The sequence below is a fragment of the Lacticaseibacillus suihuaensis genome (genome assembly GCF_054785075.1).
Genome location: NZ_BAAGBJ010000005.1, coordinates 35,937 through 51,320, shown reverse-complemented (window position 1 = coordinate 51,320; position 15,384 = coordinate 35,937). Strand labels below are relative to the sequence as shown.

Genomic DNA, 15,384 nt, shown 5'->3' with positions numbered 1-15,384 from the left:
ACGCGAAAAGCTGCCAGTGGCAGCTTTTTTTGATTGATGCAAAAACGCGGTGCGTCTACTGCGACGCACCGCGTTCCTCAGTTCAAAGCCAGTGTTTCATGTTTCGACCGGCGGTTCCAACCACCGGTCAACGTTGCTAATTCATTCTCGGCTACTACTTGCCGGCCAGGCGCTTGCGTTCGGCCAGCGCGGCCAGACCTAACAGGCTCAAAAGCCCAACACCGGCCAGTGCCAATGCACTGCGGGTGGTTTCGCCGGTTTGCGGCAGCTGCCCCGTTGCTTGGGCCGCTGCGGCCGCGGTTGGCGCCAGCGTGGCAGGGGTCGCCGCGCCGTTCCGCGGTCCGGTCACCGGCAGGCTGGCCGGGGTGGTCGAAGTCGCCGTCCCGGCGCCGGTGGTCGGCTGCTTGCCTGCGGTCAGCGGCGTCACCGCCGGCGTCGTCGTGCGGTGATCGTAGTAGCCGGTCTTCGTCACGCTTGGCGCAACGTCCGGCACCTGGTTTTGGACCCGAACGCCTGCGTCAAGCTCACCCGGAATCTGGTTGTTGTAGTAGTCTTCCCCCGTCACCGTTGGCGCAGCGTCCGGCACCTGGAATCGGGCCCGAACGCCTGCGTCAAGCTCACCCGGAAGCAGGTTGTTGTAGTAATCCTCCCCCGTCACCGTTGGCGCAGCATCCGGCACCTGGTTGCGAACCTGAACACCTGCGTCCAGTTCGCCTGGAACCTGATTATTGTAGTAATCTGCCTCGGTCACACTCGGCGCAACATCCGGTACCTGGGTCTTCTCGTAGACGTGAATGCCATCCGCCGGTTCGCCCGGGGTCTGGTTGTTATAGTAGGCTTCCTCGGTCACGCTCGGCGCAACGTCTGGCACTTGATCCTTCTCGTAGACGTGGATGCCATCCGCCGGTTCGCCTGGTGTCTGGTTGTTGTAGTAGTCTGCCTCGGTCACACTCGGCGCAACATCCGGTACCTGGGTCTTCTCGTAGACGTGAATGCCATCCGCCGGTTCGCCCGGGGTCTGGTTGTTATAGTAGGCTTCCTCGGTCACGCTCGGCGCAACGTCTGGCACTTGATCCTTCTCGTAGACGTGGATGCCATCTGCCGGCTGTCCTGGTGTCTGGTTGTTGTAGTAGTCTGCCTCGGTCACCGTTGGCGCAACATCCGGCACCTGGGCCTTCTTGTAGACATGGATGCCATCCGCCGGTGTACCCGGGGTCTGGTTGTTATAGTAGGCTTCCTCGGTCACCGTTGGCGCAACGTCCGGCACCTGCGTCTTCTTGTAGACGTGAACGCCATCTGCCGGTTTGCCCGGGGTCTGGTTGTTGTAGTAGTCTGCCTCGGTCACGCTCGGCGCAACGTCTGGCACCTGGGTCTTCTTGTAGACGCGGATGCCATCCGCTGGCTGTCCGGGTGTCAGGTTGTTGTAGTAGTCTTCCTCTGTCACCGTTGGCGCAACATCCGGTACCTGGGTCTTCTGGTAGACATGGACGCCGTCTGCCGGCTGTCCTGGCGTCAGGTTGTTGTAGTAGTCTTCCTCTGTCACACTCGGCGCAACATCCGGCACTTGGATCTTCTGGTAAACGCGAATGCCGTTACCCGGCGTCCCCGGAATCAATTTATTGTAGTAGTTCTCCTTCGTCACGCTCGGCGCAACGTCTGGCACCTGGGCCTTTTGGTAGGCGTGAACGCCGCCGCCTGGAAGGCCGGCAATCGGCGTCACCGCCTCGAACTTGACGACGAAGTACTGATCGGTGGCTGGGTCCTTGTCGAAGGTCGCGCCAACCGTGCCGTCGGCGACCAGGTTGTAGCCGTCGCTGATCAGTTTTTGGATGGTGGCGACGAACTGGGTGTGGGCCACCGCGCTGCCGCCGGCGCCTTCGATCTGCATGGGCGCCACCAGCGGGGCCCCGCCTTTGCCGACGAAGTAGACCGAGGCTTTTTGCACATCTGGGGTGTAGGTGACCGTGACCTCTGGTTGGATCAGTAGCGGCTGCATCGTGATGGTTTCGGAGTTCAGCTCCATCAAGTTCAGGGCAGGAATGTCTGCAACGTAACCCGGAATGACCGGCGAGGTGACATCCGGCAAATCCGCCTGGCGGTGCCACTTCAAAATCCACCCGCCAATCAAATCGACTTCCGGAATGTAGGTGAACGTGATTTCCCGGTCATCCAGCAGTTTTTCGTGCGTATCCGCCCGTTGGTAGTGAACGATCCGGTGCGTCGTGATGGCCTTATCCGGCTGAAGTGCGGTTGGGTGCTTGACCATCACCTGGTAGGTCTGCCCCGCCGCCACGTCAATGCTGGTGGTGTCGGGATCGACCAGCTGGTAAATGCTGGTGTCCAGGCCACCGTCGGCCAGGTCGATCTTGTATGTCCCTTCGTCGAAAATGGCGGAGCCAAGGTGTGCGGTCCCCACCGGTGCGGTTACGCCTGCCCCGTTATCGAAGACAAACTCGATGGTGTAAGGCTGCGCGTCGTACCGGATGACAATCGGCGGTAGATCCACTGACGGGGCCCAGCTCGTGTCTCCGTCTTGCGCCTCGATTTCCAAGAGATTCGGCTGCTCCGCCACCATCCCTGCGACCTGCGGATTCGGCCGGTCCAAAATGGGATTTTGCAGGTGATACATCACCACGGTGCCGGTCACCAGGTCGACCTCCTTGAAGTAGGTCTGGTCGATCACAAAGCCCGGTGCGACCTCGACGCTTTCGTCGTCGGCCCGGACGTAGCGAACCGGCCGGTGCGTCACCAACGGGTCGTCCGTCAGGAGTTGCGTCCGGTGCTTGACCTCAATCCGGTAGGTCTGATCGGCCGCCACCGTGATGCTCGTGGTGGCCGGGTCGCTCAGCTCGTACTGCGCCGGGTCCAGCCCGGCATCGGCCAGGTCGATCTGGTAGGTGCCGTCCTTGGCCTGACCGAGGTACGGCTTGCCCTCAACCACCTGGTGGCCGCGGTCGTTGGTGTAGAAGAATTCAATCGTGTAGGGATGGTTGTCGTACACCACCGTGACCTCCGGCGCGTCGTGCGGGATGCCGTTTTCATCGAGGTACGACACGGCCGCCAGCTCGGTGGTCGCCACGCCATCGATGGTCGAGATCGTGCCGGCAATTTGTTGGATGGGCCGCTCCTTTTGCCCCGTCTCGCCCATCGGGGTGTAGGTCGGGGCATACGTGCCGTTGTGGCGCTTGGAGCCGAAGTCGCGAACCAGGTCGGTGTCCGTGTCCCAGCCCAGGTTCCATTGTTGGTCGGGGGCGACGATGTTGCCATCCGCATCTTTAAAATGGACAACCTGCGTGAAAAGCACCGCACCCGTTTTGTGCCGGTGCCGCAGCTCAATGGTGATCTGGCTGCCGGCGGCCACTTCGCCGTCAATCACCTCGCCTTGGGCGGCCGTCCCGTCCTCGTTCAGCCCGTTGGCCTTGCCACCTTCCGCCGCAAAGCCGGCCGGGTCGTAGTCGTAAAGCGCCGCCAGCTCCGCAATCACACCGCCCATGGCCACCCCGTCGGCGCCGTAAGTCAGCATGTCCGGGCGGCTGAAAAAGCCCGTCGCGTGGCCGATGTAAGTGGCGACCTCGTCGCCGCCATTATCAAGGTCGATGAAGCGGTACCGCACGATGCCTGCCGCCGCGTCATCCGGGTCAATGGTCGGGGCCGCGTAGGTGAGCGTCTCTTTGTCCCCAACCCGGTGGTACGGCACGTAGATGTCCATGTCTCCAGTCGCGTAGTTGTGGCCGCCCATCCGCAGGTCGCCCGTCGGGTAGGTCGCCACGGCCGGGACCATCCCGTCAACCGTCGGCGACGTGACGGCCGGGAAAAGCGCCTTGGGTTCGTACCACACGCCTTCGTCTCTCGCCAGATCCCAGGTGACGGTGAATTCCTCGGTCACGACGGCGGGATCGGCCACAACCGGGTTATCTGCAAGCTTGCTGAACCCACCTGCTGCCACGAAATCGTAATCCGAGAAGTTGTCCCCGGCCTCGGCCGCAACGTAGTGAATCGTGGTGGTGACCACCAGCGGTTCGTCGAGCACCACGGTTTTGTCCTGCACCTGAACCTGGTACGTGCCAGCCGCCGCAACGTCGAGGCTGGTCGGCTGCGCATCGGCCAGCTCGTACTTCTCTGGATCCAAGCCGGCCGCCTTCAGGTCGACCTGGTAAGGCCCATCCGCCGCGTTGCCCTCGACGGTCGCCAAGACCGCGTTGTTACCGGTGTTCTTGGTCACGTTCACGTACTCGACGCGGTAAGACTGCGCCGCGTCGGTCGGCGGGTCACTCGGCTCGGCGGTCGCGGTCTCAGCGGCCACGGGCGCCGGCGCAGTGGTCGCAGTCACATCAGCCGAGGCAGCCGGGGCCTCGGTCGCGGCAGTCGCCCCTGTGGCGTCGCCGGCGGTGGTGCCGCTCACGCTGACCGTTGCACGCTCGGTTTCGCCTTGGGTTGCGGTCGCCTTCGTGGTGGTCTCGGTTCCGGTTGTGGTGGTTCCGGTTACGGTTGTGGCGGTTACGGCGGTCTCGGTTCCGGTCGCGGTTACCGCGTTCGGCGCCACCGCCGCGATGCCCTCGTCGCTGGCAGACGCGGCCGCACTGCCGGCCTCACCGGCGGTCGCCACCACGCTGCCAGTTGCGTCGGTGGTCGCCGCGGCCTGCACCGGCTGACCGCCGACCGCCAGCCCCAGCGTCACTGCCGCGATGCCGGCGATCACCCACTGGCCCCCAGCCTTGTACAACTTGAAGCGCAGCCGCCGCTGTGCCGTGGCCGCCATCATCTTTGCCCTGTCTTGCTCGTACTTTGCCATTCGTGTGCCTCCCAAATCCTCGTCGCTGCCCGTCTTAACGATTAACACCATTGCCTATATCAGAAAAATAATAGCATGTGACCACACCGGAAAAACGTCACGATTTGTAAATATTAATTGATGAAAATGTCCGTTTTCATTCGTCAGGATGCGTATTCACGCCTTGTTCAATTCATATTCTCAAATATTTTTTGGGTAAACCAAAAAAGCCACCGCAATCTGCGGTGGCTCTCGCGAGTCTGTGTTCGGTTAGCCGATCAGGCTGCCATTCTCCAGGTCAGCGGCGACGGTCAGCAGGGTGATGTGCCCTTCGCTGTCCTCGGCCGACAGCAGCATCCCCTCGCTCATTTCACCGCGCAGCTTGCGCGGCTTGAGGTTGACGACGGCCATGACCTTTTTGCCCTTCAGTTCTTCGAAGTGCGGGTAGTACTTGGCGATGCCGGAGAGAATCTGGCGGGTGCCTTCGTCGCCGGCGTCCAGCGTGAACTTCAGCAGCTTGTCGGCACCCTTGACCTTTTCGACGTTCAGGATCTCGGCGACGCGAATCTCCGACTTGTCGAAGGCGCCGAACTCGATTTCGTCCTTGCGGGTCGCCGGGTCAACCGTCGCCTGCTTCTTAGGCGGCTGCATCTGAGACTTGATGTAGGCGACTTCCTCCGCGGCGTCGAGCCGTGGGAAAATCGGCGTCCCCTTCTCGACGATCTTGGTGCCGGCCGGCAGGTGACCCCACTCGAGGGTTTCCTGGGCGGCGATGGCGGAATCCAGGCCCAGCTGGCCGAAGATCTGCTTCGGCGCGTGGGTCATGACCGGCTGGATCAACAGCGCAATCAGGCGCAGGCTTTCGGCCAGGTGGCCCATGACGCTGGCCAGCTCTGAGGCCTTGGCCGGGTCCTTGGCCAGGTTCCACGGCTCGGTTTCGTCGATGTACTTGTTGGCCCGGGCGATCAGCTTCCAGGTCGCGTCCATCGCGTCGGAGAACTGAAGCGCGGCCATTTTTTCGTGGTAAGCCGCGATGCTCGAGGCCGCGGTGGCCTCAAGGTCGGCGTCGAACGGCGTGGCCGCAACCTGCGACAGGTCAGGCAAAACGCCGCCGACGTACTTGTTGATCATCGCGATGGTCCGGTTCAGCAGGTTGCCCAAGTCGTTGGCCAGGTCGAAGTTGATCTTGTCGACGAAGTCCTCGGGCGTGAAAATGCCGTCGTTGCCGAACGGAATCGCCCGCATCAGGTAGTAGCGCAGCGCGTCGAGGCCGTAACGCTCGACCAGCATCTCCGGGTAGATGGCGTTGCCCTTGGACTTGCTCATCTTGCCGTCCTTCATCACCAGCCACCCGTGGCCGTAAATCTTCTTGGGAATCGGCAGCCCCAGCGCCATCAGGATGATCGGCCAGTAAATGGTGTGGAACCGCACGATTTCCTTGCCGATCAGCTGTAGGTCGGCCGGCCAGTACTTGTCGAACAGGTCGTGGTTGTCGGAGCCGTAGCCCAGCGCCGTGATGTAGTTGAGCAGCGCGTCGACCCACACGTAAACCACGTGCTTCGGGTTCTCCGGCACCGGAACGCCCCAGTTGAAGCTGGTGCGGCTCATCGCCAGGTCTTCCAGGCCCGGCTTGATGAAGTTGTTGAGCATCTCGTTTTTGCGCGAGGCCGGCTGAATGAAGTCGGGGTGGTCGGCGTAAAACTGCACGAGCCGGTCGGTGTACTTGCTCATACGGAAGAAGTAGGACTCCTCCTTGACCAGCTGCACCTCGTGACCGGACGGCGCCTTGCCGCCGATCACCTTACCAGCCGCATCGCGGTAAACCTCGGCCAGCTGCGGCTCGGTGAAGTACTCCTCGTCTTCCACCGAGTACCAGCCAGTGTATTCGCCCAGGTAGACATCGCCCTGCTTGATCAGACGTTCGACGATTTTCTGGACGGCCTTGACGTGTTCTTCATCGGTGGTACGGATGAACTTGTCGTTGGTGATCTCAAGCATTTTCCACAGCGCCTTGATCTGCGACACCATGCCGTCGACGTAGGCCTGCGGGGTGATGCCCAGCTTGTCGGCCTTTTGCTCGATTTTCAGCCCGTGCTCATCGGTTCCGGTCAGGAAAAAGACGTCGTAGCCCATCAGGCGCTTGTAACGCGCGATGACGTCTGCGGCGATGGTCGAGTAGGCGTTGCCGATGTGTAGCTTACCGCTTGGGTAATAAATCGGCGTCGTCACGTAGAACGTTGGTTTTGACATGGTTAATGTGCCTCCTGAAGCGACTTGAATTATTTTAGGGTACCCGCGACGTTCCGCGAGCCAAAAAAGTGCCTAAACTGGTATCAGTATACCATACAGAAGGCACTTGGGGAGCTGTTTAGAGGGCGGAGCTCGGCGGGTTTAGCGGGACGGGTAGCCTAGCGCTGGCGTTGAGGCGGGTTATGCCTCGGCGTCAGTGCGTAGCTAGCCGCTCCCGCGTTGCCGAACGGAGCCCATTTAGAGGGCGGAGGCGAGCGTTTAGCCGGCCGGCTAGCGTGGGACTGGCACTTGAAGCGGTCTTTGCTTCGAGTGCCAGTCCTAGCTAGACGCGGCGGCGATGCTCGGTGGAGCCTGTTTAGCCGGCTAAGCTCGGCGGGTTTAGCGGGACGGGTAGCCTAGCGCTACCAGTTGGCGCCGAGTGCCGGTGCAAGCTAGCCGCTCTTCAGCTGCGCTGGTCGCGGTGGCGCGGCGCGTTGATTACCTGCTTGGCCGCAATCAGCTTCAGCGGATCCAAGTCGAGCTTCGCACACATGTCGAAGACGAAAATCAAAACGTCAGCCAGCTCTTCGGCGACATGAGCCGTCTCTTGTTCGCTCAGCGGCTCGCCGACGTCCTTCCAGGTGAAAATCTCAAGCACCTCGGCGGCCTCGACGTTCAGGGCCGTCGCCAGGTTCTTCAGGTGGTGGGTCCAACCGCGTTCGTCGCGGTCCTTGACCAGCGCCGCCACCGTCGCGCGAATGGCCGGGGCGGAGGCGACGTCCAGGCGCAGCGCGGCGCCGTGGTGTTCAGGGTCCAGGTCGTGGAAGTCTTTGCTCATGGTTTTTCTCCTATTTTTTATCCTATTAGAATAAACTCAACTGGCTGGGACCCAGGCCGGTGAAATCAAGCCCCAGCAGGCGGCAAAACGTCTGCGCGTTGCCGGCCGCGTCGTGGTTCCCGTTGTTGTTGAAGCTGACGATCACCCGGCGGGAGGCGAGGCCCGTGGCCACCGCGCCGAGCTGCGTGAGCTCGGCTTCCGAGTAGTCGTAGGCGGTGCGAAGGTGGCGCAGCTCGGGCCGCCGCTCCAGCCAACCGGCCACGTTACGACCGTGCAGCCGCAAAATGGTCAGCTCAGGCGTCGTCGCGGCCGGCACCAGGGCGACGCTGCCGGCCGCGGTTTGCGGCTCGTCGACCACCACGTGGATCAGGTGCAGCTCCCGCATCAGGCTGAGGGTCTGCTCGCGGTACTCGGCCGCATACCAGCCGTTGTTGCGAAACTCCAGCGCCACCGGCAGGTCCGGGTAGAGCCGGCGAATCCGCCGCAGGTACCGCACGTTTTCAAGCGTCACCCCGAAGTACGGCGGCAGCTGAAACAGCACGGCGGCCAGCTGACCGGCCGCCGCAAGCGGCGCCAGAGAACGGCGCAGCGCGGTGAACTCGGCCACCAGCTCGTGTTCCGGGTCATCCTTGTGGCGGGTCATGTACTGCGTCGCCTTGACGATGAACTGAAAGCCGGCCGGCACCTGGGTCTGCCAGCGCTGCACCACCGCCTCGCTCGGCACGGCGTAGAAGCTTGAGTCGATCTCGACCACCGGAAAATGCCCCGCCAGCTCCCGCAGCGTCGACGCGCGACCCACGGCCAGGCTGGGGTGATCGGCGACGGCGGTCAACCCGACCAGAATCTCGGGTCGCGGCGCCGGCTGACCGGCGGCCGGCTGCGAATGCGAGCTGGACCTGGCCACTGCCGAATGCTCCGACGGTGGTTGCGACCCAGGCGAAGCCACTGCCGGCTGCAACTGCGACCCTAGCCCGGCTGCGGTCGGCCGTCTCAGCTCGCGGCCACGCGGCGCCTTTTCGCCGCTCACCCGCGGGGCCCCAGAATCTCGAGCCACTTGAAGTCCTGGCCCTCGAACCAGGCGTTGTAGACCAGGTCCTCGCCGGCCAGCACGTGCGGCAAAAGCGCCTTGAGGTCAGCGACCAGCCCGAGGTTGTCCGGCGCCTGCAGCCAGTCAAGCGGCCGCGTCGCCAGCAGGCCCTCGCGGGTGTCCTGAGCGGCCACCGCGGCCTTGGTGTGGGCGTAGTAAAGGTACAAGTCACCTTCGAGCTTGCCGTCGACGTGCCAATGCACTAGGCCGGCTGGGACCGTGTCGGCCAGCGCCAGCGCAACGCCGCTTTCCTCTTTCACCTCACGAACGGCGCCTTCAAGCGGCGTCTCGCCGGGCTCGACCTTGCCGCCCAGCCCGTTCCACAGGCCGCGGTACGGCGGCTTGCGTCGGTTGATCATCACGATGCCGGCGGGGGTCGCCACCAGCACAACTGTTAACTTCTGAACCATTTTTCTCACCTCGCTTGCAGTTTACCAGATTGGCGACTTTGGTCAATCCGCCAAAAAATGGCCGGCATCTTTGTTCACTTTGGCAAGGGAACGTGAACCGCTTACATTTATACTGAAATAGTAATCAAGATAGGAGTGTGTCAAATGGTAGAAATCGCACTGGACCACATTTACAAGCGTTACCCTGATGCTAAGGAAGGCGAAAAAGACGCCGTTATGGACTTCAACCTTCACGTTCGCGACAAGGAATTCATCGTGTTCGTCGGCCCTTCTGGCTGTGGTAAGTCCACGACCCTGCGCATGATCGCCGGCCTTGAAGACATTACCCAAGGCGACCTGAAGATCGACGGCAAGGTCATGAACGACGTTGCCCCTAAGGATCGCGACATCGCGATGGTCTTCCAGAACTACGCGCTGTACCCGCACATGACCGTTTTTGATAACATGGCCTTCGGGTTGAAGCTGCGCAAGTACGCCAAGGCTGACATCAAAAAGCGTGTCGACGAAGCGGCCGACATCTTGGGTCTGAAGGAATTCCTTGAAAGAAAGCCTGCCGACCTGTCCGGTGGTCAGCGTCAGCGTGTTGCGCTGGGCCGTGCCATCGTGCGTGATGCCCCAATCTTCCTGATGGACGAACCGCTGTCCAACTTGGATGCCAAGCTGCGTGTTTCCATGCGTGCCGAAATCGCCAAGCTGCACCAGCGCCTGAACACCACCACGATCTACGTTACCCACGACCAGACCGAAGCGATGACCATGGCGGACCGTGTTGTTGTTATGTCCGTTGGTAAGGTTCAGCAAATCGGGACCCCTGCCGAAGTTTACGACAACCCTCGCAACATGTTCGTTGCCGGGTTCATGGGCTCCCCTGCGATGAACTTCTTCAACGTCACCTACAAGGACGGCAAGATTTCCGATGGCCAAGGCCTCGAACTTTCCATTCCTGAAGGTCGTGCCAAGGTTCTGAACGACCGCGGCTACAACGGCAAGGAGATCACATTCGGGATTCGTCCTGAAGACATCCACGCCGAAGAAGCCTTCATCGAAACCTGGCCTGGCGCAACCGTTCACTGCGAAGTCGTCGTCTCCGAATTGATGGGTGCGACCTCCCAGCTCTACGCTCGCGTTGACGGCACCGAATTCGTCGCAACCGTTGATGCCCGTGACTTCCACAACCCTGGCGACAAGATCGACATGGGCTTTGACATCAACAAGGCACACTTCTTCGACAAGGAGACGACCAACGCAATCGTCACCAAGGAAGCTGAAGATGCCATGAACGCAGAACAGGCCAAGGCCTAACCACAAAGGTTCAGTATCCAAATCTGAGTGATAACCCCCAAACCAATTATCCAAACAACCCCCTTAAAACCCCGTCCGGTCGCCCCACCGGACGGGGTTTTCGTGTACCAGAGTGGAGCAAGGCGCAGTTAGCGGGACGGGTGTATCACGAATGACGGTAGATGACGATGGGCTCGAATTCGGCCACCGGACTTTCCACGCAGCCGCAATTACAGCTTGATTATGACAGCATAATTAGGCTGTAATTAAAAATCTAATACAAGCAAAATAGAATTAAAAATATTTTTAACTTTCTTTACCCCTAGTATTCCAACATTATTTTGGCGTGATCTGGGAATGCCGCAACCCAGCCAATGTTTGCTCAGTTAGCAACCGCGGAGGACGTATTCATGGCAACAGGCCGCTGGCGTAGTACGGCCTTGTGAACTCTGTCCCCAATTAGTCCCCCAGCATATTCATGGATTGAAACTCATATTCATAATTTTGTGACAACTTAGGCCATCAAGAGACTATGAAAGTGTGAATGAACTCGTTTTCAACCCATGGTAGACTACGGCTGACGTTAATGTGTAAAAAATTTTTAGGGGGAACTACGATGAAGAAGAATTGGGCAACACACGTGTGGCAGGCGCTGGGGGCGCTTGCGCTCGCTTTACCGCTCGCGGCGGCGCTGACCGCTCACCAACCGGTTCAGGCGGCAGATGACGAAACCACACCAACCACGCAGCACGTCATCCTGACCAAGTTCGGCTTTGCCAAGGAACAGGCGCCGGTGGAACACAGCACCACCCAGACGCCGGATCAGGCCCAAGGCGATTGGGCCAAGGACGCCACCCCGCTTGCCGGGGTCAAGTTCTCGGTTTACGATGTGACCGGCCAGTACTGGGCCGCTCCGGACAACTTCACGCCGAAGCGCAACGACAGCGATTTGGTGACCAAGACGCCGCTCAAAACTGATGACCAGGGGCAGCTTTCCCTGGACCTGAACGTTCACAGCGGTGATCACGCCGCCGTCTACCTGTTCCACGAAGAAGCCGGCCGCACCGGTTACGCGGATTCCAAGACACCTGATTTTTGGCTGAGCCTGCCGGCGGAGAAGGCCGCGGATGGGAATGTTTACGTCTATCCCAAGAACGAAAAGATCACCACACACTTCCACAAGTTCATCAAAAAGGACGGCCAGACCAACCAAGTGCTGAAAGGCGCCGAATTCAGCATCCAAGACGCCGCAGGTAAGCAGCTGCTGGTCACCGATGAAGACGGCGAGGCGCAGACCGAGCTGACCGGCTACATCGACGCGGAGGCCCAAAACTACAAGCTCAGCTGGGTCGCCAAGGGGACCACGTTCGTGACCGATGCGGCCGGCGAATTCGGTGTCGGCGGTCTGGAAGACACGACCACCACCTTCAAGGCCGTCGAAACCAAGGCCCCGGCCGGCTACGACACGGCCGAAGATACCGACTTCACCTTCGACGACCAAAGCACAGACATTCTCGATCAGCCAACCGGCCTGCTGCCACACACCGGTGGCGCCGGCATCATCGGGCTCTTAGCCATCGGGGCCGTCTTGATCGTGCTGACCGTCGTCGGCATCCGCAAGCGCCAGGCCCGGGCCTGACGGGACGGCGTCATGACTCCGCACAATGTCAGCCGAAGACTGACCGGTGTTTTGGCGTTCGTTCTGGTGCTGCAGGGACTCTTATGCGGGCTCACCCGGGCCGTCCCACTGGCGGCGGCCGAAGGTGGCCGCAATCTGGCGCCACTGGTGACCGATGGCACGATTATTGACCGGGTCGATCACACTTTTGTCGATGCCGATGGCCAGCCGGTCGCAGACACCGATGTCACACCCGCATCCAACCTGGCGCTGACCTATCACTGGTCCTTGCCCAATGGGCTCGTGCAGCCTGGCGACTACTTTCGCTTCACGCTACCAAGCGAGGTGCCGCCGTTCACCGCGGATGGTGATCTGCTGAGCACAACCGATCAGCCGCTCGGCCATTTCACCGTGCAAGACGGCGCGGTCACGCTGACCTTCGCTCAGGAGGCAGTGGGACTGAGCGACCTCGCCGGCGATTTTCACCTCACCTCGACCGGCCTGAGCTTCGATGAAACCGGCAGCCACGAAATTCTGGTGCCGGTCAGTCAAAATAAGGTCGTCAGTGTTCCGGTGACGGTCAAGCCGGCCCACGTCGCAGACCTCACCAAAACCGGACGGCAGGTCGGCACCTCTGCCAACATCGACTGGACGCTGGACGTCAATGCCGGGCTTAAGCACCTGGTCAATGGTCACCTGGCAGAACAGTTGCCGGCCAGCCTAGTTCTGACCGGCGTTGCGATTCAGGTCGCCGACGTGCTGCCGGACGGCTCACTTCACGCCACCGGCACCGCGCTTGAAGAAGGGGGCGACTTTCGCGTCGATGGGCAGCAGATCTACCTGCAAGGCGATTACGCCGACACCAACCACGCCTTTTTGGTCACCGTCCACACCCGCCTGGCCGACCCCACCCGGACCTACGACTACCAGCAGATTGAAAATCGCGCCGCCTTGTATTACGACGGCCAGGCCGACCCCAATCCGCCGACCGTCGGCGGTCAGGTGACCATGAACTACCGACCGCACGAAATGCTGACGAAGGTCTTCGCCGGTGGCAGCGACGAACGCTACAACTGGACCGTCACGTACAACGAACCCGGAACGTCTTTACCGGTCAACACCACCCTAATCGATACCCCGGGACCCGGTCAGGCCTTCACCCAGCGCGCCGACGATGTTCAGATCAGTCTCGCCGGCTGGGACACGGCCACCGACCTCAGTCCCCGGGAACCGTTGGTCCAAGGCCGCGACTACCGGATCGACTACTTCGACTCCCGGATGCGCATCACCCTGTTGCGAGCCATCGACCAACCGCTGCTTCTGACCTACGCCGTTACCGTGGCCAATCCCAGCACCGGCCAGCAGCTGGTCAACGACATCGAGGATAACCACGGCCACCGGGCTCACGGCGAAGGGACCATCAACGTGGCCACCGGTCCCAACTTGACCAAAACCGAGACGGGAGCCGATGATGCCGACCACACCGTGGATTGGGCAGTCGACCTGAATCCCCAACACCAGCAGCTGGTCAACTACACCCTGGCCGACACGCTGTTCGGCCGTGCCTCGGACAACCACTACCTCGACGTCGCCCCAATCAGCCTGATTGACGCAACGCTGCGACTGACCGATATGGATACCGGTCAGCAGCTGGTTGCCGGCCAGGATTTTGAGCTGACCCATGCGACCAACACCCCGCAGTTCGCCCTCGCCTTGATCGGCGCTTACGGCGAAACCTACGCTCACCTAAGGCTGACCTACACCACCCGCTACGACCAAGACGCGGTCAACACCGCCTGGGTGAACCGCGTCGATGGGCCGGATCTCACGGCCACGGCGGAGTATAACCCACCGCCGACCATCACCAACACCGACAACAAAACCGGATTTTGGCTGCAGGCCCGGGGCCAGCTGCGCTGGGAGGTCACGGTCAACACCGACCACCAGCGGTTGGCCGCAGCCTCTGTCACGGATGCCATTCCAGCCGATCAGACCTTCGTCGACGCGCTGGTTCTCACCCAGGACACGAACGGCAGCTACAGCCTCCCCGTCACGGCTGGCATTGCCATCAACCGACCCGCCGCCGGCAACAACCGGGTCCTGACGGTGTACTTGCCGGAAGGCGCGACCCAATCGTACCAAGTGGTGGTTTTGACCCGGCTGAGCGATCCGCTGGCCCAGAAGAACTACAAGAACACCGCCACCTACACCAACGGCGGTGAGCCCGAGACGCTGCCCAGCAACCCGGTGTGGCCCGGTAACGCCGGCACCATCATCGCCAAAACCGGCCAGCAGGACTCAAGCAACCAGGCCCAGGTCAACTGGTCGGTGCGGGTCAACGACGCCAATGCTCACCTTAAAAACGCGGTGGTCACAGACGTCGCCAGTCCCAATCAGCGTGTCGACCTCGCGTCGCTTCAGATTTACCCGTTCCAATACGACGACGCCAACAACAATAACGGCGCCACCCAAGTCGACTACGAACACCCGCTGACCCAAGGCCGCGACTACACCGCGGTCGCCAAGATCGACGGGCCGACCGGCGAAACCACCACGACCATCACCTTTTTGCATGAGCTGACGCAGCCTTATGTCATCGATTACGCGGCCACCATCGACTCGGACGCCCCGGTGGCCGAGCTGACCAACGGCGTTCGCATCGACGCCAATCGCGTGACCCAGGACAAAACCGACCAGCCGACCAAGGTCCAGGTGACAACCGTCGGCGGCTCCGCCAATGGCGTCAGCGGCAGCCTTGAGCTGACCAAACAGGATGCGGCCACTGGCAGCCAACTGGCTGGGGCCGAATTCGCCCTGACAGCGGTCGCCACCAATACCACCCGCACGGTGACCACCGACGCCTCGGGCCACGCTCGCTGGGCCAACCTCCGGGCCGGCCGCTACCGGCTGGTCGAGGTCAAGGCACCGACCGGCTACCAGATTGCGCCGGAATACACCGGTGAGGGCCGGAAGCTGGGCCTGTCGTTCACGCAGGATGCCCCCACCGTCACCCTCACAGTCAAAAATTCGCGCATCCTGCTGCCCCACACCGGCGGCCGGCTGCGTGGCGGCCTGATGATGATTGGTCTGCTCCTGCTGGCGTTGACTGGCCGGCAATTGGCCCGACGAACCCGCAAGGAGGTGGCCTGA

Annotated in this window: 8 protein-coding genes; 3 read left to right on the top strand and 5 right to left on the bottom strand. The window is 61.4% G+C overall.

Going from position 1 to position 15,384, the window contains the following annotated elements; translation table 11 throughout:
* Positions 1-154: 154 nt before the first annotated feature.
* The 5 genes from ACYVRZ_RS05855 to ACYVRZ_RS05835 all read right to left on the bottom strand — a co-directional run bounded on the left by ACYVRZ_RS05855 (position 155) and on the right by ACYVRZ_RS05835 (position 9,335).
* A complete protein-coding gene (locus tag ACYVRZ_RS05855; protein WP_461225569.1) occupies positions 155-4,792 on the bottom strand; it encodes a KxYKxGKxW signal peptide domain-containing protein in 4,638 nt (1,545 codons plus the stop codon).
* 249 nt (positions 4,793-5,041) lie between these two features.
* On the bottom strand, positions 5,042-7,021 hold the full coding sequence (gene metG, locus ACYVRZ_RS05850) for a methionine--tRNA ligase (protein ID WP_461225567.1): 1,980 nt from the start codon (positions 7,019-7,021) through the stop codon (positions 5,042-5,044).
* Between the two features lie 442 nt (positions 7,022-7,463).
* Positions 7,464-7,838 (bottom strand): nucleotide pyrophosphohydrolase, encoded by a 375-nt coding sequence (locus ACYVRZ_RS05845; RefSeq protein WP_461225565.1) that lies wholly within the window; start codon positions 7,836-7,838, stop codon positions 7,464-7,466.
* A 25-nt stretch (positions 7,839-7,863) separates the two neighbouring features.
* A complete protein-coding gene (locus ACYVRZ_RS05840; RefSeq protein WP_461225807.1) occupies positions 7,864-8,682 on the bottom strand; it encodes a DUF72 domain-containing protein in 819 nt (272 codons plus the stop codon).
* 179 nt (positions 8,683-8,861) lie between these two features.
* Positions 8,862-9,335 carry an NUDIX hydrolase gene (locus ACYVRZ_RS05835; protein ID WP_262315587.1) on the bottom strand — a complete coding sequence of 158 codons (474 nt, stop codon included), beginning with the start codon at positions 9,333-9,335 and terminating at the stop codon, positions 8,862-8,864.
* 144 nt (positions 9,336-9,479) lie between these two features.
* Here ACYVRZ_RS05835 and ACYVRZ_RS05830 point away from each other — a divergent pair, with 144 nt between their 5' ends.
* The 3 genes from ACYVRZ_RS05830 (at position 9,480) to ACYVRZ_RS05820 (ending at position 15,384) form a co-directional block, all read left to right on the top strand.
* Complete coding sequence (locus tag ACYVRZ_RS05830; RefSeq protein ID WP_461225563.1) at positions 9,480-10,637, top strand: ABC transporter ATP-binding protein; 1,158 nt, start codon at positions 9,480-9,482, stop codon at positions 10,635-10,637.
* 595 nt (positions 10,638-11,232) lie between these two features.
* Positions 11,233-12,255, top strand: a complete 1,023-nt coding sequence (locus tag ACYVRZ_RS05825; protein WP_461225561.1) for a pilin N-terminal domain-containing protein — start codon at positions 11,233-11,235, stop codon at positions 12,253-12,255.
* A 12-nt stretch (positions 12,256-12,267) separates the two neighbouring features.
* Positions 12,268-15,384, top strand: coding sequence for a collagen binding domain-containing protein (locus ACYVRZ_RS05820; protein WP_461225559.1), 3,117 nt, complete (start codon positions 12,268-12,270; stop codon positions 15,382-15,384).

Bases quoted from the DNA above. Each gene is read 5' to 3' on its own strand.
- ACYVRZ_RS05830 (WP_461225563.1), top strand. From the start codon at position 9,480: ATGGTAGAAATCGCACTGGACCACATTTACAAGCGTTACCCTGATGCT.
- ACYVRZ_RS05855 (WP_461225569.1), bottom strand. From the start codon at position 4,792: ATGGCAAAGTACGAGCAAGACAGGGCAAAGATGATGGCGGCCACGGCA.
- ACYVRZ_RS05825 (WP_461225561.1), top strand. From the start codon at position 11,233: ATGAAGAAGAATTGGGCAACACACGTGTGGCAGGCGCTGGGGGCGCTT.
- ACYVRZ_RS05835 (WP_262315587.1), bottom strand. From the start codon at position 9,335: ATGGTTCAGAAGTTAACAGTTGTGCTGGTGGCGACCCCCGCCGGCATC.
- ACYVRZ_RS05845 (WP_461225565.1), bottom strand. From the start codon at position 7,838: ATGAGCAAAGACTTCCACGACCTGGACCCTGAACACCACGGCGCCGCG.
- ACYVRZ_RS05820 (WP_461225559.1), top strand. From the start codon at position 12,268: ATGACTCCGCACAATGTCAGCCGAAGACTGACCGGTGTTTTGGCGTTC.
- metG (WP_461225567.1), bottom strand. From the start codon at position 7,021: ATGTCAAAACCAACGTTCTACGTGACGACGCCGATTTATTACCCAAGC.